Origin of the sequence: Rhizobium sp. P44RR-XXIV (assembly GCF_001999485.2) — a bacterium.
Taxonomy (GTDB): Bacteria; Pseudomonadota; Alphaproteobacteria; order Rhizobiales; family Rhizobiaceae; genus Rhizobium.
The window spans coordinates 1585134-1604460 of the sequence record NZ_MPVZ02000028.1 but is presented as its reverse complement, the minus strand read 5'-3'; the positions used below and the strand labels follow the sequence as shown (position 1 = coordinate 1604460).

The 19327-nt window shown below is 58.9% G+C and carries 23 protein-coding genes; 15 read left to right on the top strand and 8 right to left on the bottom strand.

What is annotated here, in order from left to right; genetic code table 11:
* Window positions 1-2 precede the first annotated feature (2 nt).
* From BSK43_RS24995 to BSK43_RS24975, 5 genes are all read left to right on the top strand, one after another.
* Window positions 3-1568 (top strand): Na+/H+ antiporter subunit D, encoded by a 1566-nt coding sequence (locus BSK43_RS24995; RefSeq protein ID WP_077472639.1) that lies wholly within the window; start codon window positions 3-5, stop codon window positions 1566-1568.
* Window positions 1565-2038 carry a Na+/H+ antiporter subunit E gene (locus BSK43_RS24990; RefSeq protein ID WP_077472638.1) on the top strand — a complete coding sequence of 158 codons (474 nt, stop codon included), beginning with the start codon at window positions 1565-1567 and terminating at the stop codon, window positions 2036-2038. The genes BSK43_RS24995 and BSK43_RS24990 overlap by 4 nt, the downstream gene beginning before the upstream one ends.
* Window positions 2035-2412 (top strand): cation:proton antiporter, encoded by a 378-nt coding sequence (locus tag BSK43_RS24985; RefSeq protein WP_077472637.1) that lies wholly within the window; start codon window positions 2035-2037, stop codon window positions 2410-2412. Before BSK43_RS24990 ends, BSK43_RS24985 begins: the two co-directional genes overlap by 4 nt.
* The gene (gene mnhG / locus BSK43_RS24980) at window positions 2412-2777 is read left to right on the top strand and encodes a monovalent cation/H(+) antiporter subunit G (RefSeq protein ID WP_077472636.1); all 366 of its coding nucleotides are present in this window, start codon (window positions 2412-2414) and stop codon (window positions 2775-2777) included. The genes BSK43_RS24985 and mnhG overlap by 1 nt, the downstream gene beginning before the upstream one ends.
* 527 nt (window positions 2778-3304) lie before the next feature.
* Entirely contained in the window at window positions 3305-3736 is a 432-nt protein-coding gene (locus tag BSK43_RS24975) for a MucR family transcriptional regulator (RefSeq protein ID WP_068387651.1), read from the top strand.
* Between the two features lie 169 nt (window positions 3737-3905).
* Here BSK43_RS24975 and BSK43_RS24970 read toward each other — a convergent pair whose 3' ends face one another.
* A complete protein-coding gene (locus tag BSK43_RS24970) occupies window positions 3906-4328 on the bottom strand; it encodes a SufE family protein (protein WP_068385369.1) in 423 nt (140 codons plus the stop codon).
* Window positions 4329-4458: 130 nt separating this feature from the next.
* A complete protein-coding gene (locus tag BSK43_RS24965) occupies window positions 4459-4923 on the bottom strand; it encodes a DUF5330 domain-containing protein (RefSeq protein WP_077472635.1) in 465 nt (154 codons plus the stop codon).
* A gap of 470 nt (window positions 4924-5393) precedes the next feature.
* Between BSK43_RS24965 and BSK43_RS24960 the strand changes: the two genes are divergently transcribed.
* Genes BSK43_RS24960 through BSK43_RS24950 form a run of 3 tightly spaced genes read left to right on the top strand, consistent with a single transcriptional unit; the run spans window position 5394 to window position 8325 of the window.
* Window positions 5394-6929: an ATP-binding protein gene (locus BSK43_RS24960; protein WP_205910656.1), complete on the top strand. Its 1536-nt coding sequence runs from the start codon at window positions 5394-5396 to the stop codon at window positions 6927-6929.
* Window positions 6901-7917 carry a peptidoglycan-binding protein gene (locus BSK43_RS24955; RefSeq protein ID WP_077472634.1) on the top strand — a complete coding sequence of 339 codons (1017 nt, stop codon included), beginning with the start codon at window positions 6901-6903 and terminating at the stop codon, window positions 7915-7917. Before BSK43_RS24960 ends, BSK43_RS24955 begins: the two co-directional genes overlap by 29 nt.
* Window positions 7918-7965: 48 nt before the next feature.
* On the top strand, window positions 7966-8325 hold the full coding sequence (locus BSK43_RS24950; protein ID WP_077472633.1) for a DUF1491 family protein: 360 nt from the start codon (window positions 7966-7968) through the stop codon (window positions 8323-8325).
* Window positions 8326-8332: 7 nt separating this feature from the next.
* On the opposite strand, the gene BSK43_RS24945 is transcribed toward BSK43_RS24950, so the two are convergent.
* Both BSK43_RS24945 and BSK43_RS24940 read right to left on the bottom strand, forming a co-directional pair.
* Complete coding sequence (locus BSK43_RS24945; protein ID WP_205910655.1) at window positions 8333-9340, bottom strand: DUF2336 domain-containing protein; 1008 nt, start codon at window positions 9338-9340, stop codon at window positions 8333-8335.
* Between the two features lie 445 nt (window positions 9341-9785).
* Window positions 9786-9992, bottom strand: coding sequence for a hypothetical protein (locus BSK43_RS24940; RefSeq protein ID WP_068385381.1), 207 nt, complete (start codon window positions 9990-9992; stop codon window positions 9786-9788).
* Window positions 9993-10514: 522 nt separating this feature from the next.
* Here BSK43_RS24940 and BSK43_RS35210 point away from each other — a divergent pair.
* Entirely contained in the window at window positions 10515-10682 is a 168-nt protein-coding gene (locus BSK43_RS35210; protein WP_169055455.1) for a hypothetical protein, read from the top strand.
* Between the two features lie 114 nt (window positions 10683-10796).
* Here BSK43_RS35210 and BSK43_RS24935 read toward each other — a convergent pair whose 3' ends face one another.
* From BSK43_RS24935 to BSK43_RS24925, 3 genes are all read right to left on the bottom strand, one after another.
* A complete protein-coding gene (locus BSK43_RS24935; protein WP_077472631.1) occupies window positions 10797-11345 on the bottom strand; it encodes a DUF1254 domain-containing protein in 549 nt (182 codons plus the stop codon).
* Window positions 11338-11925: a DUF1214 domain-containing protein gene (locus BSK43_RS24930; RefSeq protein WP_077472630.1), complete on the bottom strand. Its 588-nt coding sequence runs from the start codon at window positions 11923-11925 to the stop codon at window positions 11338-11340. The genes BSK43_RS24935 and BSK43_RS24930 overlap by 8 nt, the downstream gene beginning before the upstream one ends.
* A 252-nt stretch (window positions 11926-12177) precedes the next feature.
* Window positions 12178-14373 (bottom strand): transglycosylase domain-containing protein, encoded by a 2196-nt coding sequence (locus BSK43_RS24925; protein ID WP_077472629.1) that lies wholly within the window; start codon window positions 14371-14373, stop codon window positions 12178-12180.
* Between the two features lie 163 nt (window positions 14374-14536).
* Between BSK43_RS24925 and BSK43_RS24920 the strand changes: the two genes are divergently transcribed.
* Complete coding sequence (locus BSK43_RS24920) at window positions 14537-15022, top strand: YcgN family cysteine cluster protein (RefSeq protein WP_077472628.1); 486 nt, start codon at window positions 14537-14539, stop codon at window positions 15020-15022.
* Here the strand turns inward: BSK43_RS24920 and BSK43_RS24915 are convergent.
* Window positions 15000-15329: an MmcQ/YjbR family DNA-binding protein gene (locus BSK43_RS24915; RefSeq protein ID WP_077472678.1), complete on the bottom strand. Its 330-nt coding sequence runs from the start codon at window positions 15327-15329 to the stop codon at window positions 15000-15002. The two genes, BSK43_RS24920 and BSK43_RS24915, sit on opposite strands and share 23 nt — an antisense overlap.
* 158 nt (window positions 15330-15487) lie before the next feature.
* On the opposite strand from BSK43_RS24915, the gene BSK43_RS24910 reads away from it, so the two are divergent.
* The 5 genes from BSK43_RS24910 (at window position 15488) to BSK43_RS24890 (ending at window position 19317) form a co-directional block, all read left to right on the top strand.
* Window positions 15488-15796 (top strand): Dabb family protein, encoded by a 309-nt coding sequence (locus BSK43_RS24910; RefSeq protein WP_068385400.1) that lies wholly within the window; start codon window positions 15488-15490, stop codon window positions 15794-15796.
* Window positions 15797-16348: 552 nt separating this feature from the next.
* The gene (locus BSK43_RS24905) at window positions 16349-16597 is read left to right on the top strand and encodes a hypothetical protein (protein WP_077472627.1); all 249 of its coding nucleotides are present in this window, start codon (window positions 16349-16351) and stop codon (window positions 16595-16597) included.
* Between the two features lie 138 nt (window positions 16598-16735).
* The gene (locus BSK43_RS24900) at window positions 16736-17407 is read left to right on the top strand and encodes a response regulator transcription factor (RefSeq protein ID WP_068385405.1); all 672 of its coding nucleotides are present in this window, start codon (window positions 16736-16738) and stop codon (window positions 17405-17407) included.
* Complete coding sequence (locus tag BSK43_RS24895; protein WP_077472626.1) at window positions 17397-18794, top strand: HAMP domain-containing sensor histidine kinase; 1398 nt, start codon at window positions 17397-17399, stop codon at window positions 18792-18794. Before BSK43_RS24900 ends, BSK43_RS24895 begins: the two co-directional genes overlap by 11 nt.
* 91 nt (window positions 18795-18885) lie before the next feature.
* Window positions 18886-19317 carry a hypothetical protein gene (locus tag BSK43_RS24890; protein ID WP_077472625.1) on the top strand — a complete coding sequence of 144 codons (432 nt, stop codon included), beginning with the start codon at window positions 18886-18888 and terminating at the stop codon, window positions 19315-19317.
* The last annotated feature ends 10 nt before the right edge of the window (window positions 19318-19327 follow it).

The window sequence follows — 19327 nt, the reverse complement described above, 5'->3', positions numbered from 1 at the left end:
ACATGGCCGGACCGACCGACATTCCCGTCGATCTCTCTGCCGCGCTGGTGGCGGCACCCGTGCCGCTCGGGCATTGGCTAGTCATCCTGCCGGTCGCCCTGTGCATTTGCCTTGGCGCCATACTCCTGATGTTGCGTAACCGCACGGAATGGCACGCCTGGATCGCTATTCCCGGCCTGTTGCTGCTGGTGCTCATCGACGCCGCCTTGCTTTACAAGGTCGCGAGCGATGGAGCCGTGACGATGGTCATGGGTCGATGGCTGCCACCCTTCGGTATCGCCTTCAGCGTCGATCTCCTCGGCGCTGCCATGGCACTGGCTGCGGCGATCGTTGCGCTCGCGGCTAGCATCTATGCACTCGGAGAGATCGGCACCAGTGGCCGCCGCTATGGCTTTTTCCCGTTTCTGATGCTGTTGCTGGCCGGCGTCAGCGGCGCCTTCCTCACTGGAGACGTCTTCAATCTCTATGTCTGGTTCGAGGTATTGCTGATTTCGTCCTTCGGCCTGCTGATCCTCGGCTCGGAGCGGGAGCAGATCGACGGCGCGTTGAAATATGCGGTGCTGAACCTCATCGCCACCACGCTGTTTCTCGTTTCTGTCGGCTACCTCTATGCCATCTTCGGCACGCTCAACATGGCCGACATCGCGATCAGGGCGAGGGCAGGCGACACCACCGCGCCGTTGATGACACTGGCCGGTCTGTTTTTGCTCGCTTTCGGCATGAAGGCGGCTGCCTTCCCGGTCAATTTCTGGCTTCCAGCTTCCTACCATACGCCGCGTATCACCGTTTCAGCCCTGTTTGCTGGCCTCCTGACCAAAGTGGGTGTCTATGCGCTCATCAGGGTTCTGGTCATGTTGCTGCCGGTCGAGCGCATGGAACTCGGCCCGATGATAACGGTCGTTGCCATCGCAACCGTGCTGGCGGGGGTGCTCGGGGCACTCGGCTCGAACGATATCCGCCGTATGCTCGGCTATATCGTCATATCGGGGATCGGCACGATGCTGGCGGGTGTCGCCCTTGGCAGTGCCGATGGCCTCAGCGGAACGCTCTTCTACGCGCTGCACTCCATGGTGCTGATGACGGCGCTCTATCTGCTTGCGGGTGAAGTCGCCCGGCTCGGCGGCAGCTTTTCGCTGACGTCTCTTGGTGGGCTTTACCGGCGGAACGGTTGGTTCGCCGGCCTCTCCTTGGTGCTGTTCTTCGCTGTCAGCGGACTGCCGCCCTTTTCCGGCTTCTGGCCGAAGGTAGTTCTGGTAAAGGCAGCGCTCGCCACCGGCGCATGGTGGCTTGCCGCCACGATCCTGCTCGCTGGTTTCCTGACCACGATCGTCTTTGGCCGCGTCTTCCTGCTGGCCTATTGGCGACCTGCGACGGATGACACTGCCGTCTCGGCAGAGCCGATCAAGTGGCAGGCAAGCATGCCGCTTCTCGCTCTCACTCTGCTCGTTGTCGCCTTCGGCTTCTTTCCCGAAAGGCTTTTGCAGCTGACCCAGTCTGCCGCGGCTGGTCTTGAACAGCCGACAGCCTATCTGCATTCGGTCTTCCCGCAGGCGGGAGCTAAGCAATGATCCTGTTTGTTCTAAACCTGTTGCTCGCCATCGTCTGGGTCGCCATTACAGGCAGCGCTTCTTTCCTCAATCTGCTGTTCGGTTTCGTCCTCGCGGCGATTGCGCTTGCCATCGTGCGGTATTCCTATGGCGGAGTGCTTTATCTCGGCCGTGTTCGACGGATCCTTGCGCTCTTCTTCCTGTTTCTGGGCGAACTTGCCAAATCCGCCTGGGCGGTCGCCGTTGCGGTCATGAGCCCGAAGATGGATGTGAAGCCCGGGATTTTTGCCTTCCCTTTGACCGTCGATCGCGATTTTGAAATCGCGCTGCTCGCCAATCTCATCACGCTGACGCCGGGCACGCTATCCGTCGACGTTTCTGACGATCGCAAGACCCTGTACGTCCACGCGCTCGATTGCTCCGATCCGGAGACCATCAGGCGCAGCATTGCTGACGGCTTCGAACGCCGGATACTTGAGGCTTTCCGATGATGGCGGCATCCATCGTTTCGGCAGCAGCAATGGTGGCGCTCGGCATTTTGAGCGTCGCATTCCTGTTTACGGTTTATCGTGTGGTCGCCGGCCCGACATTGCCGGACCGGATTGTGGCGCTCGATATGCTGGTGGCAATCGCGATCGGCTTCATCGCCGTCATCGCCATCAAGACCGGCTTCACGCTCTATATCGATATCGCAATTTCGCTGGGGCTCGTCGGTTTTCTCGCCACCGTCGCCTTTGCCCGCTTTGTTCTTACTCAAGCACAATCCGGCACTTCGGCGCGGTCTCCTGCCGAGCGGGAGAATAGTAACGAATCGCTGCGAAAGCGACCGCGCAAGCAAAACCGGCGACAAAAGGGAGGACGGTAATGGATCTGCTTTGGGCCATCCTCGTGGCAGTCATCTTGCTCGCAGGGGCATTGTTCTCGCTCATCGCTGCGATCGGCATCGTCCGCTTGCCCGACCTTTACAGTCGCATGCATGCCGCGTCGAAGGCCGGTACAGTTGGCTCCGGCCTTTTGCTACTTGCGGTCGGTATTCATTCGCAAGACTTCTCGATATTGGCACGATCCTTGGCCGGATTCGTCTTTTTCGTGCTGACCGCACCGATTGCCGCGCATCTTCTCGCACGCGCGGCGCACAAGGCCGGGTATCGACTGACCGAGCCTTCCGTGCGGGACGAATTATTACTTCAAGGGCAAATCGCGAGGCGCGTGTATAGGAAGAAGACCTAACAAACGCAAAGATTGTTAAAGAAGCAATAGCAGTTCGCCTCTTTAGTTATCCGTTTTTTAGTAGATGAATTTTTTGCGAAGAAATGTTGGTATTAAAAACTGGACATTTGGGTAAAGAGTGCTAATTCAGATTCAAGTAGAGTTCTGATGTTGAGTTAGTCTCGGCCGGGTTTAAGCTCTCAATGCTTTTAACTTTCTTGGGGAAAAGCTGAGCAAAACTTTCCTCCGGTTAACGATTGGAGATCACCTCGTGTGGTCGCTAATCCTGACATCAGGCGGCAAGAAGCGGTTTTCTTCGCGTGAAGTCTAGGGGTGGATTTCCTGCGGTATGAAATGTGGCGTTTATCCACCGTTTTTTGCTGATGGCTGCTACGAATACGGGCGATGCGTTTGTGCGGATTGCTCGGCGCTACGGGACTTGGGGATCAGCAGATTTCTGGGCTAGGCGCGGATTACATAGCAACGTTGTGCCTGTGGGCTCTCTGGAGACGCGGCGCAGCAAGCAAGCCGATGAACAGGAGAACACAATGTCAGATACGGCCCTTGGCAATGGGCAGGAGTTACTGGTTGAACTGACCGCCGACATCGTTGCGGCCTATGTCAGCAACCATGTCGTACCGGTCAGCGACCTTCCGAATTTGATTTCCGACGTACATTCCGCCTTGAGCAGCACCTCGGTTCCGGCGCCCGCCGTTACCGTTGTGGAAAAGCAGAAGCCGGCCGTATCTGTCCGTAAATCGGTACAGGATGACCAGATTACGTGCTTGGAATGTGGTGGAAGCTTCAAGTCGCTGAAGCGCCACTTGATGACCCATCATGGTCTTTCGCCTGAAGAGTATCGCGAGAAGTGGGATCTGGCAGCGGATTATCCGATGGTAGCGCCTGCTTACGCGGAAGCGCGTTCCCGCCTTGCGAAGGAAATGGGTCTCGGGCAGCGCCGCAAGCGCGGCAGCCGCTGAGTGTCATAACGCTTGAAGAAAAACCCGGCTTTCGAGCCGGGTTTTGACTATGGCCGCCCGATAGCGGCCTGGATATGTCATGCGATCGATGGGATCCGCATCGCTGTGCCGTTGATAGTGTTCCGGCGCAGCGCCGAACGAAGGTCTACCAATACTCTTCTGAAATTGTTTAGGCAGGCGCCCTGACGCGTGCTTCTTCACGGATGCGCTTGATCATCGAGCGTAATCCATTGGCGCGCTGCGACGAGAGATGCTCGACCAGACCGATCTTGCCGAAGACGTCGAGCGCATCGAGAGCGGCGATTTCCGAGGCCTGTTTGCCGGAATAGGTGGCAAGCACGATTGCCACCAGCCCGCGGACGATATGCGCGTCGGAATCGCCTTCGAAGGTCAATGTCGGATTTTCGGGATCGCCGGATGCATGCGTGACAAGCCAGACCTGGCTGGCGCAGCCCTGCACCTTGTTTTCCAGCGTTCGCTTGTCTTCCGGCAGGTCGGGCAGCGCCTTGCCGAGTTCGATCACGTAGCGATAACGATCCTCCCACTCGTCCAGGAAGGCGAAGTCCTCGATGATCTTGTCAAGCGCAGCCATTGTATCTGTCCAGATTATCCATTGAGGATGGATATAGGCGAAACGGCGGGCAATTTGAACCCGCTGCAAAAAAGAACGCCGCTGGCCATGCTTGGCTCGCGGCGCATGAGGCGGGCAAGAGTAGAAGGTGTCAGATCCGTGGCCGCGGCATCGGCAACGGCACGGAGGAAGGCAGCCGCACCGTTCCGGTGACGACCACATCGGCGGTCTCGGTGCCGGTCACGCGCTTGGCAGGCATCGGCTGCGTCGTTGCGGCAATCTGTTCCGGGCTTACATGCTCAACTGCTGTGCCGGCAACGGTATTTGAGGACTGGTCCTTGAAGTGGCGGCCGAGCATGTCATAGGCAACCCGGGCGCCGTCACCGACCTGATATCCAAGGGCGGTCAGCGTTTCGCCACCCTTGACGCAGACCTCAGGCTTCTCGGTGCACATGGCGCCGACATATTGAACGACGCCCGAAGCCGCCGAAATCGCATCGGAAACCTGCATGGTCGGTTCGCCGGCCGGCCGAGGCGCGCCATCGGGCTTGGCAAAGATCGGCAGAAACATGAGAACCAGTGAAAACCAGAACCCCGCTCTAATCAGAAACCACATGTCCTTGCCCACCTTCTCTGTCGTTCGGCTCGTTTGCCGATTCGGACTGGTCTGTCCGATGTGGCTTGAACCCTATCCGGCAGAGGACAACATCACTTTTCAAAACTCGGTGGCATTTTCGGCTAATTTGATTCAAATTTTAGCTTTCCAAATTCGCACCGCATTTAGATCAAATTGTAGCGATTGCTGTTAAGCATGTCTCGCCCGATCCTGTTAATACGCAGGCATTTGCGGGCTCTAGCCTTGTCATAAAAGTTAACGCGCGGCGGAAATACGAATAAAATCCGTTGCTTACCCGCTGTTAACCACAAAAAACAAAGGTCAGGCATTCTGCGCCAAAACGGGATTTCGGAGGCTTTTCGGCCGGTCGGCAGGTTCTCTCTTTATTCTTTCCTTAAGTCGCGAAGGCCTATTGTGCAGTCCAATAAGTGACCGTTTTGACGGGTTGTAGTGTGCGCGTATTGAGTAAAATGGCTGTTGGGGCTGTAGCCTTCGTGGACCGGGTGAGCGGAAGCTGGCTCTCCGGGACGAACGGGAATGGCGAGGTCCCTGCGCAGGAGTTGGCGATCCTGCGCCGGCTTGCGCTTGCCTCCTCCGTCGCACTTTTTGCGGTTCCCGCCGGGCTTTCCCTCGTCACCAGCCCGGCCGTGGCATTGCCTGCCGGTGTGGCCACTGTTTGCGCCGCCTTTCTGTTTTCCGCTGTCGGCAGCATTGCGCTGTCACGCCAGCGCCCGGCTTCCCATGCTGCGGACGCCATCATCGTCGAACATCGCGATCTGATGCTGCAAGCCGCCTTTGGCATGGTGTTGCTGCTCGATCCGCAGGGAAACGTGACCACCGTCGGCGGTCGCGACCGGGCGGAGTTTCTGAGCTGGATGCGCGATCCGACGGGCCGAGGCCTGATCGAACAGATTCATGTGTCCGATAGGATCGTGTTCCTGCAGGCAATCGATGCACTTCGTCAGGGCAGGGATGCGATTTGCGTCGATCTGCGCCTGGAACGATCCGCCGTCATCGGTTGTGACGCGCAATTCGTCCATGTCCGCGTGGAACTGACCGCCCGCCGCGATGGCGAGGGCCGGTTGACAGGCATTGTCAGCCAATTGCGCGATATTTCGCAGGATCAGCAGCTCCGTGAAGACGCCGCTCGTAAAACAGCGGAAGCGGAATCGGCGAATGATGCCAAGTCGCGCTTCCTGGCGGCCGTCAGCCATGAACTGCGCACACCGCTCAATGCGATCCTCGGCTTTTCCGATATTCTCAGCGGCGAATATTTCGGCAAGCTGGAAAACAACCGGCAGCGCGAATATGTCGGCCTGATCCGCCAGTCCGGCGCCCACCTTCTGTCGGTGGTCAATACCATGCTCGACATGAGCAAGATCGAAGCTGGACGCTATGAACTGCTGATGGAATCCTTCTCGATCGAAGATTCCATTGCGACATGCGAGGCAATGCTGGCCTTGCAGGCGAAGGAAAAGGGCCTGACCCTTTCCAGCCGCGTTCAGCGCGGCCTCGGTGAGATCGTTGCCGATCAGCGTGCGCTTCAGCAGGTCCTGATCAACCTTGTCGGCAATGCCATCAAGTTCACCGATGCCGGTGGTGCTATCACCGTCGATGCGGCATTGACCGATGGAATGCTGAAGCTCTCGGTTGGCGATACCGGCATCGGCATTGCAAGCGAGCGGCTGGCCTCTCTGGGACAGCCCTTCGTGCAGATCCAGAACGATTACACGCGCCGCTACGCCGGCACCGGCCTTGGTCTGTCGCTCGTCAAGGGGCTGGTAGCCCTGCATGGCGGCAGCTTCTCGATCGCCAGTGCCCCGGGCGAGGGCACGGTGATCACGATTCTTATTCCGATCGATGGTTCGGGCGTCTTGGCTGTGGAGCAGCCTGCGGATGTCAATCGCCCTGTCGATTTTCCGCCGCGCCTGAAACATACTGCGGAGATGAGTGAAGGGCGAAAAGAGGAAGGGATGAATGGCCCCGCAAAAGCGAAAATCGCCTAAGGGAAGAGGCAAGGGCAAGCGCAAGCAGCCTGGGCTGGCTTCTCGCGGAGCGGTCGCCCTGGGCAGCCTCAGCCTGCGCGGAGGCACCGCGCTGGGTGGTCTTGGCCTTCGTGGAGCGGGCGCCTTTGCGGGGTTGATCGGCGGCGCCGTGGGCCGGCATCCGGCGATTGCCGGCGGCGTTGCTCTCTTTCTCGGAGTTTTCGGCTTCGTCACCGCCAATGCGCTCTGGTATCAGACGGGCGCGCATCCATCGCCTTTGCTGCGCACTCGTGACCCCGGCGCTCCCTATCAGATCCCCGGCCGCAAAGCCTTCCTGCATGCACAACAGACCGACGCCGGCAACGTCACGACCTTCCGTATCGAGCGGCAGGATTCGGTCACCGCCGCGGCACCATCGGCCAATCCCGCCGTTGCACAGTCCGCCACGCCCTCGAAGCTGGTTGCCGATGTGCAGGCCGAGCTCATTCGTCATGGCCTCTATGACGGTGCTGCGGACGGCGTGCCGGGCTCGCGCACATCAGCCGCTATTCTCTTCTTTCAGGAAGCGTCAGGCTTGACGCAGACGGGTGCCCCGACGCCTGAGCTTCTCGCCGCCCTCAAGGCCAGCAATGCCGCTGATTTCGCTCCGGCTGCAGGTGGCAGGGCGAGTGCCCCAGTCGTTCCCGCACAACGCCCTATCAATGTCTCTGCTACGGCGGAGGCCATCGATCCGGTTGCCGCGGCCATCCAGAGCGCCGAGAAGAACATGAGGACCGGCACCGTCGTGGCAAAGGCCACGCCGAACGATGCGGTCAACACGGTGAATATGGTCATGCAGATCCAGAAGGGACTGAGCAATATCGCCTATAGCAATGTCAGCGTCGACGGGGTTGCTGGCGAACAGACGAAAGCGGCCATCCGCCGCTTCCAGAAGCATTATCGTCTGCCGGAGACCGGCGAGCCGAACATGGCCGTGCTGAAGAAGCTGCAGGATATCGGCGCGCTTTAATCCATCGCTTCAATTGCCTCGCAGGCCGCTCGCCGCTATAGCTCGGCCATGAGATTGCGCAGCGACATCTTTGTTTCCGCCATGACCCGCCGTCTGTTTGCCCGGGGCGACTTCGCTGCCGTCGAACGAAAGGGCGAGGAGCAGGCAGGTGCTATCTTCATCCGCCAGCGCTTCCGCGACGGGTTGGAAACCCTCTATGCTCCGGCGCCGCAAAGTTTATTCGACGGTGAGCGGGATGAAGGGCGGTTGTTCGAGATTAGGGTCAACCGCCAGGAGCCGGCCGAGATCCGCAAAGTCCTCGATCGCGAAGTGAAATTCGATCCGGATTTGTGGGTCATCGAGCTGGAGACGGACGATTTAGCCGAAATCGTCCCTTTGGCCGGTTTGCGCGCCAATCCGCTGGATTAACCCGTCTCTATCGCCGGTTTGCCACGCGCAATTCGCGGATCGAACCGGACTTGGCGCCGAACAATGGTGTAGCCGGGCGCTCTGCCGGCTTTTCCTTCGGAAGATAGGTGTAGCTGTCGGCACGGCGCCATGCTTCGACGCGAGCCTGGCTCTCTTCCGCATCGATGCCGTCGAGCACCAGCCATGCACGGCTGACGCTGCCGTGCCGTTCCGTCAGGTGCGGATAGAAGCGCTCCAGCGAATAGACGGCGTCGGCAATGCCCATGCCGAGGCTGACCAAAGTTACGGCGAGCTGTTGGCCCGATGTATCGAGCAGGATGCGTTCTGCAAGCCAATGGCTCGATGAAAGCGCGTCGGCAAGAGTGGTGGCAAATTGCAGCGCATCGCGTTCCCTGGCGAAACGGACGAGCAGGGCCTCCTGCGTTTCGCTGAGGCTGCGCAGGCCGAGACGGTCTTTTTCGTCGCGAGCCAGATGGCGTGCGGCCTGCTTGATCTGCAGGCGCAAGGCTTCCTCGCGTGACAGCCGCTCGGGGTCCGTCGTATCGGATTTCGGCGGAAGTGCGGTCGCCGACGTTTGCGGGTCCGTCATGCCGCGATCTGGTTCAGCCTGATGCAGGCCGACGAGCGCGTCGATGACCTTGGGCGACAGCGAGGGCCTGCTGACGATTGCTCGTGCGTGGGCAGCACCTTGCGTGCGGGCAATGGTGATCAGCGTATCGTCGTCGATCGCCTGTGAACTTGTGAGGAAAGGGGCAGCAATGGCAATCGGCTGGCAACCGATGAACAGGGCCACGGCCTGCGGCACTGTCGGGCATTGGGAGAGGGCGGCCACGGCCTGCCGCTTTGCCTCGTCGGAGGAGGCCTGGAACACCGGCGTAAAGAGCTCGGCAAATTGGCGAAGTTCCGATTTGGAGGGGTGTCCCATGCCTTCGAAACTGGTGATCGTCGCCATCAGAACCACGTCCTTCTTACGGACTGTCGCAGGCTCTTCAAGGTCTCGAAACCGGTCACGCACGCCAACACCCATACTGATACGCAGAACAAAAACGCAGGGAGCCTGACCGTCGACTGCCACACCTCTTTTCGGTCGTGCCGCAAGACCCTTTCGATGTCAGGGGCGTCTTTGGCGGCGGTTGTCGAAACGGGTATGGACACAGTCGTCCTTATCTGGCTTTCACCGAAGACTAAGGCCGGCACGGTTAATGGTTCGTGAAAACTTTATTAAAATCCGAATAAAAATTGCGCGTTAAGCTTGCGCGATGGCGGAGGCTGAATTTTTGCCGGATGATATGCGGGCTAGGGGATGACGCCTGTCACAAACCATCTATCGCCGCAGGAGTGGCGATGTGAATACTCAACTTATGAGCGTTCCTGCTGCGCATCCGGCTGCAAACCAGGTGAATGCCGTCCGAAGCGGTACATCGGACATCAGATAAGCCTGGCGTGTGAATGGAGCTGCTCTAGATGCCTCTGTGCTCGCGCAGTGCTGCGAGCAGCTTTTCCGACGTATTGTAGCCGGATTGAAAAAGGCCCAACGCTGCCGTTGCCGCGAACTGGGCCTCGGTGCTTTTTATATCGATCCGCTTCTCCAGGCACCACTCATCAAGCGCGCCGCGCAGGACTATGACATCCTCTGGAGAGAAGACGGAATTACCCGCCGCAAACATTAGCCACCCTCGATTTCCGACCTTACAATACGTTAATTTTTCGTGAGCGCAAATAATAATTGCGTGACTCTTTTCTGCAACGCGGCTGTTTGCAATATATTCGCCTGCGGCGCCATCTGTTCACCTAAGAATATGATATTGCTTGATTTCACGGCGAATTTGATTCCGACGATTTTTTCGCGGCTCGTGAAACCAAAGCCATAGTCGAAGCGTTAATAGTGCATGACGACTCATGCCAAGGATGACGTGTGACGAGGATTAGCATTCTGTTAACTGCAATATGGCTGAATCCCAATGCAAGCAGCGATTAGCAGACTGTGGTCGATAGCAGAGAAAGCATGGAAGCCGGCATCGGCGCCCATGCCGCGGTGTCCGGGAAATGCCGTGAGAAGGCGTGAATGCTCCTTGTCTCAGCCAAAAGAAATAGGCCTGATACAAGGGGAAACGCTAGCCCGCTTCAACAACGGGCAGGGTGAAATCAGTCGCAAGTTCATCCGTCTCGAGACGTAAATGGAGACGAGCATGGCAAAGGTAATATCACTTTCGGACTGGCGATTACGCCAGCCGCCGCGCGCCCAGAAGGAGCCGGTGGAAGCAAGAATACTTCTGTTTACCGGTGTGCGCTACGAGCACCTCGATACCCCGACGCACCGGCCGGGAGCAGGCCCCAAGCGGGCTAAAGGGAAGTAACACAGCCGGCTGAAGCGCCTGGATGCATCAGGTCTGCATCCACTGGCTGCCGGAAATGACCTGTGGTGCCCGCATTGCGGTGCCTATGGACCTGAGCGTTGTCGCCGGCCAAACTCAATCAACGCCGAATTCGTCGCATCCGGCCTGCGACAGGAATTCCTTGGCCGCATCGTCAAAGCTCGCCTGTGGCGCCATCGTATGCAACACTGCATAGCCTTGGGCATGCGGGGCCTCCACCAGGATCGATTGTGCAAGAGCAGGCGGCAGGGCCTTGCGTATGCCTGTCAGCTGGACGGGGGAGGCAAGCAGCAGATCGAGCGTGCCGCCGACGGATGTGCGGTCGCTCATGCTGAATACCTCATTAGACGCGGCGTCATAGACGGCGAGCGACCAGAACGGCACCTTGCCCTTCGCGGTCAAATGCACTGGCACATCCTCGATGTCGAATGCGCAGACAGCAGTGCGGATGTAGGGGTCAACGTTGGAAAGCCCTGCATCGTCATCCTTGTTATCAAGCATGTAGAAATGGTTCTCGTCGCCTTCGTCCGAGACGCGGGTATAGGCATCGCGGTCGGAGAAATGCGGTAGCGACAGGATGATGACGATATGCAGAAGTGCGGCGCCGAACAGGCCGGTTAGTATTGCGAAAACGAACCTAAACATTGCCACACCCGATTTTCTCGAGCTTCGGCATAGTGAGATCAATCAGGCCGGAATTGCTGGCCGCCGGCGAATCCAGCAGCGTCCATACCAGCCGGAAATTGCCGGCAGCGGGCAGGGCAAGCCAATTGCCCGCGCTGGCGTTGGGTGAGACGGTAATGGTGAAGCTTGAATCCGGGTTCCGCAACACAACCCAGGAATTGATCGTAAGGGGGCGTCCGGAAGGGCCTGCAAGCGGCGCACCATCATTGCCGGCGATGAAGAGCGTCCAAAGCCGCGCCGGCGGTGTCTGGCCGCTAATGCGATAGCTGCAATTTGTCGTCAGTCTGCCCCCGGCATCGTCGTCGGAAGCGGTAAACACCAATCCTTCCGCCGTACCGTAAAGCAGGCGCCCCGCGCGAGCTCGGTGCGATTTGGCATAGGGATCAGCATCCGCCGTCTGCATTTCCGGAAATGCCTGCCAGGCCCCAAGCTTGATCGCGCCGAAGCCGGATGTCACGTTCAAAGCAAAGAGGGTGAACACAATCCCGCCGCCGAAAGCGATCAGCAGCGAAAGCGCAACAAGAAGGGGGACTCGGAACACCCTGAGATCGTCCTCGTGACAAATCGATGTCGATTTATTCCTGATTCTGACGGTGGGGGGAAGGGCAGCGTGCAGTTATGGCGGCAGCCGGCGCGAATGGGGAGAATGATTGCCGCGCGAAATGCCAGCGCCTGTCGGGTCGCATGCCGGTCCACTCGTTTCGGCGGGAGACGATATTTCTCTGTATATTTCCGCTGGAAATCCATCCGCTTGACGGGGCAGTTCATGCTGCCCACCGGCAACCGGGTGTTTTTACTCCGCCGCTGCCACTTTCTGAGCTTCGAGCGCCGCCGCTGCCTTCAGTCTTTCACCGATATCGCGAAGGATCTTGGTGGAATCCACCGATAGGGAGCGTGGCCGGACGAGCGGTGGCAGGCCACCAGCTGCCGGGTCTGCCGGCTTCTTTGCCGCGACTGTCTGCGGCTTCTGCACCGGGAATGGATTGCTGATCCCCGGGATCGGCTTCAGCACCACGCCTTGGTTGGCATAGTCCATGATCTTCTTGAAGGTCATGGCCGGCAGCGTGCCGCCCGTCATGTTGTTGGTCGACGTATAGTCGTCATTGCCGAACCAGACGGCGCAGGTGTAGTTGCCGGTAAAGCCGATGAACCAGGCGTCACGATAGGCCTGTGTCGTGCCGGTCTTGCCGCCGACGACGATGCCATTGTCCAGCGCCGCCTTGCGGCCGGTGCCGATGATCGGAACCTGTGTCAGCATCTGGTTCATATAGGAGTTGGCTTGCTCGCTGAGGACCCGCTTGGCCGGCGGCTCGTCGCGATTGAAATCATAGAGCACCTTGCCGTCATAACCGGTGATCTGGTCGATGCCGTGGCGTCGCGATTGCATGCCGTCGGCCGGGAAGACCGCATAGGCCGTCGCCTGGTCGAGCACGGTCACTTCCGATGTGCCGATCGGAATGGTCTTGTCGTTGCGGATCGGCGTTTCCACGCCCATGGCCTTGGCCATGTCGCGGATCGGCTGGATACCGAGCTTTTCCTTGGCCAGGCGCACCGGGATGGTGTTGATCGATTGGGCGATCGCCGTCGTCAGCGTCACCTTGCCCGCATAACGGTTCTCGTAATTGTGCGGGCTCCAATTGCCCCAGGTGATCGGCGCGTCGACGATGGTGGAGGTCGGCGTCATGCCGCTCTCCATCGCCACGGAGTAAGTATAGATCTTGAAGGATGAACCCGGCTGGCGCAGCGCTTTTGTCGCGCGGTTGAATTGGCTCTCACCATAGTCGCTGCCGCCGACCATGGCGCGGACCGCGCCACCGTTTTCGATCATGACGCTGGCGCCCTGCTTGGCATGATAACGCTCGCCAAATTCCATCAGGCTGGATTGGACCGAATCTTCCGCAGCCTTTTGCAGCCCCATGTCGATGGTCGTGCGCACGATCAGTGAACGTTCCGGAAAGCGCGTGGCAAGCCGCTGCACCTCATCGAAAGCCCAGTCGAGGAAATAGTCCGGCGTTTCGATCTGGGCGCGGTCGACGACGGAAGCGGGGTTGCGCCGTGCCGCAATCACTTGTCCCTCGGTCATCAATCCGCTCTGCACGAGGTTGGAGAGCACATCATTGGCGCGAGCGCGGGCGGCCGGCAGATTGACATGCGGCGCATATTTCGCCGGCGCCTTGAACAGGCCGGCAAGCATCGCGGCCTCGGCGAGATTGACGTCGGTGATGCTCTTGCCGAAATAGAATTGCGCAGCCGCAGCCGCGCCGAACGTGCCGCCGCCCATATAGGTGCGGTCGAGATAGAGGCTGAGGATCTCTTTCTTGGAAAGATTGGCCTCAAGCCAGATCGCCAGGAAAGCTTCCTTGATCTTGCGGTCGATCGAACGCTCATTGCTGAGGAAGATATTCTTGGCGAGCTGCTGCGTCAGCGTCGAACCGCCCTGGACGACGCCGCCTGCCTGCGCATTGACGGTGACGGCGCGGAACAGGCCGATCACGTCGATGCCGAAATGGTCGAAGAAACGCCGGTCCTCGGTCGCAAGTACCGCCTTGATGAAATAATCCGGCAATTGATCCACCGGCACCGAATTCTCGTGAATGATGCCGCGGTGGCCGATGACGTTGCCGTAGCGATCGAGAAAGGTGACGGCGAAATTGCCGCGATTGCGCCAATCGCCCTGCGTCGCCTCAAACGCCGGCATAGCCAGCATCAGCATGACGACCGAGCCGGCCGCACCGAGCGTCAGGCCCTCGCCGAGCAGTTCGAAAACGATGCGTTTCCAGCCGCGTACACGGAATCGGCGGAAGAAAATCGTGATTTCTTCCCAGGTTTCCGCCAAACGGAAGCCGGCGTTCCACAGGGTGGAATCGATCCATGAATCGATGCGCAGAAAGAAATAGCGCTTTCGGCGCCGAGGCTTTTCGGCTCCGCTATCCTGTTGCGCTTCGGGCTCCATCTTCGGCCCGCCTTCTGGATTGGATGGGTCTTCCACGCTCTACTTCCCGACCGCTATAATGCTGCATGCCACCTTGTGGGACACGCAAAGCCCATTATCTCATAGAACGGCTAATTGAAGAATTGGTTGATTTAGAGAAAAGAACAATAGACACGCATGCCGCAGCCCGCATTTCCTGCCAGGGCGGCGAGGATTGACCATGGACGAGATACCTTTCTGGAAAAGCAAGACACTGGCGGAGATGAGCACGTCGGAATGGGAAAGCCTTTGCGACGGCTGTGGCCTCTGTTGTCTCAACAAGCTCGAGGACTGGGATACCGGTGACGTCTATTTCACCTCCGTTCGCTGCAAGCTGATGGACAGCGAGAGCTGTCGTTGCACCAGCTATCCGAACCGTTGGGATTTCGTGCCTGATTGCGTGCAGCTGACCCCCGAGAAGGTTATGGAGCTGGAGTGGCTTCCGCCCACCTGCGCCTACAGTCTCGTCAAGGAAGGGCACGATCTCTACTGGTGGCATCCGCTGATATCGGGCGATCCGGAAACCGTGCACATAGCCCGCGTCTCTGCCCGAGCCCGCACGGTCAGCGAGAATGACGTCGATGTCGAGGACTTCGAGGACTATGTCGTCGATTGGCCGTTGACCGCCAAGGACGATATGGAGCCTAATCCTCCGGCAAAATCATAGATTTCGGCGCCACGTTGCGCCAGGCACGCCGCACGAGCGTCTTGATCGTCTCGTGATCCGCGGCATGGTGGAAAAGCCGGGTCGAGCCTTTCAGCCCCCATCCGCCCGGCACGGCGTCAACGTGCTGCGGCATGATGGTAAGCGCCATCTGTTGCTGATCAGGCGTCAGTTTGACAACGCAGAAATCCGGACCAGGAAGGGTCATGAAGATCTTGCCCCCTATTCGGAAATCGCGAATTCCGAAATGTGAGCTTTCTGTCGCTTCCGGCAGGCTGAGGGCAAAGGCTATGAGATCTTCGTCGGTCATGCGCACGACAATATCATGCATGGGCGGTGCGGGGAAAATGGCTGTGGCTTGGTAGCCTGCGATGATGTCGCTTCGCTGAACACATCGCCTCTTCATTGAATTGAACCGGCGCGCATGATATCGCGCGGTGCCTTCGCACACGCTCAGGGAGCCGCCGCGTGATCCGTCATATCGTCTTCTTCACCGTTCCCGATCGCGCGAACCTCGAGGATGTCCGTTCCGGCCTGTCGATCCTCACAGCCATTCCACATGCGCGCCTGCTGGAAATCGGCATGAATGTGAAGACAGATCAGCTCGGTACCGATGTCGATATCGTCGTCTATGGCGAATTCGACGATGAAGCAGCGCTCGCCGCCTACAAGGCCCATCCGAATTATCAGCGCTCGATAGAGCGGGTGCGGCCATTGCGCGAAATGCGGATTGCAGCTGATTACGAGACGACGAGCGCCATTCGCGAGCCGTTCTGAAAGAAAGCCCGATCAAAGGGCTTCGATCGCCATTGATTTCAGTCGATTGGGCACTCGCGCGGAATCGATTTGTCGAGGAGCGGATTCATTGCATGAGGCCGTTCAATCAACCTCTCACGTTCCGGACTCAACTTTGAAACAGGTGCCGGCAAGTGATTCAGAAGACTCAAGAAAACCCTGGCATTTTACCTCAGTAAAACACCTGAAGGCCGGTTGCATTGGCCAATCCTGCACGGTCGCTCATGACCGGCTTATGATCGAATGATAATCAAGAATGATTAAAAATGGTTGAGTCTCTCGTTTGTGCATGTGGTCGGAAGTCGAGCGCACCTCATCCAGTGCGCATGAACGAGAGATTGCCGTCGATACCGTCCGATAAATGCCCGTCATCCCTGCTTTGCCATTTCGCATCTAATAAATTCAATTGGTTAAGTCATGAATCGAGCGCGTCGCACGTTCTACGAGCGGAAAATTACAGCCCATTCATTTGCCATTCAGACGTGTTTGGGTACATATTTGCCCAAGTTAATCTCCCCGTGGGAAGTCTGAAGCATGGCCTCAATTTCAAGCATAGCAGCAGCGGCCCTTGTCCTGGCCGGCTCGGCTGTTTTGCCGGCGCCGACGTCGACCCTGGTGGCCCGTGCCAACAGCGACTGCAGCGAAGCTGCGGCCGAGGTGGTTGAGAAGACGGGTGGGCAGCTCCTTTCCGCGCAGCCGTCGGGCGATAGTTGTGTCATCACCGTTCTTGTGCAGGGCAATGGGCAGCGTCCTCGCAAGGTGACGATGAAGGTGCCGATGTGAGGCATGGGCATCCTGGATCATAACGCGCAGTGGACGTTCTAAAGCCTTGAATCTTACGCAAAATCTTGTCGTTTCCGTGATTCCACTGCAGCTCGATTTACAGTACTGTTTCTCGAACCGGGGAAATTGGGTCCAAACATGCGCATTCTGATAGTCGAAGACGATATCAACCTTAATCGCCAGCTCGCCGACGCCTTGAAAGAGGCCGGCTATGTGGTCGATACGGCCTTTGACGGCGAGGAGGGGCATTTCCTTGGCGATACCGAACCTTACGACGCGATCATTCTCGATATCGGTCTGCCGGAGATGGATGGCATCACGGTGTTGGAGAAGTGGCGCGGCGCTGGTCGGGCGACGCCTGTCTTGATCCTGACCGCCCGCGATCGCTGGAGCGACAAGGTGGCCGGCATCGATGCAGGTGCCGATGATTATGTCGCCAAGCCATTCCATGTCGAAGAAGTGCTCGCCCGCATAAGGGCGCTCATTCGCCGCGCTGCCGGCCACGCCTCTTCGGAAATCATTTGCGGCCCGGTGCGGCTCGACACCAAGAGCTCGAAGGCGACGGTAAACGGCAAGCCGCTCAAACTCACCTCCCATGAATATCGGCTGCTCGCCTATCTCATGCACCACAAGGGCGAAGTTGTCTCGCGCACCGAGCTGGTCGAGCATATGTACGATCAGGATTTCGACCGCGATTCCAATACGATCGAGGTTTTCGTCGGTCGCCTGCGCAAGAAGATGGGTGTCGATCTGATAGAGACGGTCCGTGGCCTCGGTTACAGAATCCAAGCTCCGACCAATGCGAATTAAGTCACTCACCGCTCGCGTCCTGCTGTTGACCACACTCTGGTCCGCTGTGGCGCTTGTCGTGATCGGCCTCGTCATATCCAATATCTACCGCAAGAGCGCCGAGCGCGGCTTCCAGGATTTGTTGCGGGCGCAGCTCTATAACGTCATCAACTCCGTGACGATTGGCGACCAGGGTGGGCTAGCAGGCAATCCGCAGCTTGGCGACCTGCGCTTCGCGCAACCGAAGACCGGTTGGTACTGGATAGTCGAGCCGCTCGGCACCTATACGGCGACGCCGTTGGTCTCGCCGTCGCTGGGCGCGTCGAACCTGCCGGTGCTGTCGGTGCTGGAGGCGCCCTTCGACAAGCGTTACGAGCGCTATTACATCGTCAACGACGCCTTCGGAAACCGCGTCCAAGTGGCTGAAACCGAAATCGTGCTTGATGGGGATGGTCACGCGGCTCGGTTTCGCGTCACCGGCAACGTCGCTGTCGTCGAGGACGATGTCGGCAATTTCTCCCACAGCCTCTATTTCGCCCTCGTCGGCTTCGGCGTCGGCAGTCTCATCGTCAACGCGCTTGCCATTCTCTACGGCCTGAAGCCGCTCGATAAGGCCCGCGCGGCGCTGGAGCGTATCCGAGCGGGTGAGAGCGAGCGATTGCAGGGCGATTTCCCGCGCGAAATTCTGCCGCTTGCCAACGAGGTCAACGCGCTGATCGAAAGCAACAGGCGCATCGTCGAGCGCGCCCGCATGCAGGTCGGCAATCTCGCGCATTCGCTGAAGACGCCGATCGCGGTGCTGCTCAACGAATCCCGCGTGCTGGAGCGCTCGCATGGCGATCTGGTCAAGAACCAGGCCGAAGCCATGCAGGGCCAGGTGCAATCCTATCTCAACCGCGCCCGCATCGCGGCGCAGCGCGAATCCGTGCTGGCCCGCACCGAGGCCGAACCGGCGCTGGAGCGGCTTGTCCGCGTCATGCGGCGGCTCAATGCGGAGAAGGAATTCGAGCTCACCGTATCTCCCAATCTGGCGCTCGCCATGGAGCAGCAGGATCTGGAGGAGACGGTGGGCAATCTCCTGGAAAATGCCGCCCGCTTTGCCGAGCACAAGGTGCGTCTTTCCGCAACCGAGGCGCCGCCTGACGTCAAGGGCATCGACCCCGTGCGGCGTCATTGGGTGGAGCTGGTCGTGGAGGATGATGGCCCCGGCCTCGAGCCTGATCAGATCCGCGAAGCCATGAAGCGCGGACGCAGGCTGGACGAGAGCAAGCCGGGCACCGGTCTCGGACTATCGATCGTCAGCGAGATCACCAATGAATATCAGGGCCGGCTGGAGCTCTCCCGCGGTGCCTGGGGTGGCCTTCGTGCCAGCTTAATTCTGCCTGGCCTGACGAAGGATGTTGCGTGAAGCACGGCATGATGACAGAAAGAAGTTGTGGGTCATGATGATGCCGCAGCGCAGTACCTATGGTTTTGCTTGTTGATACTGGTTCGGTTGTATGAAGCTTCGTACCTTTTTCTTGATCACTCCCTCCCTCTTCGCAGCGCTTGCGCTTTCAGGTTGCTCGACCACGAGCAGCAATGGCAGCGGCGCGAGTTTGTTTTCAACCTCCAAGCCACCGGCATCGGCGACGTTCATCAGCGCGCTGGATGGCGGCATTGTCGAACGAACCGGCCTGAAGCTGAGCGACAGTGACAAGCAGCGGGCGCTGGAAGCGGAATATCGGGCACTGGAAAGCTCGCCTCTCGGCCAGTCTGTGGTCTGGAAGGGCAGGGGCGCCAGCGGCGAAGTGGTGGCTGCAGCGCCCTATCAGGTCGGCTCGCAGAATTGCCGCCAATACACGCACACTGTCACGGTCGACGACAAGCCGACCATGGCAAGGGGAGCCGCGTGTCGCAATGACGACGGCACCTGGACGCCGCTCGACTAGCCCCAATGCG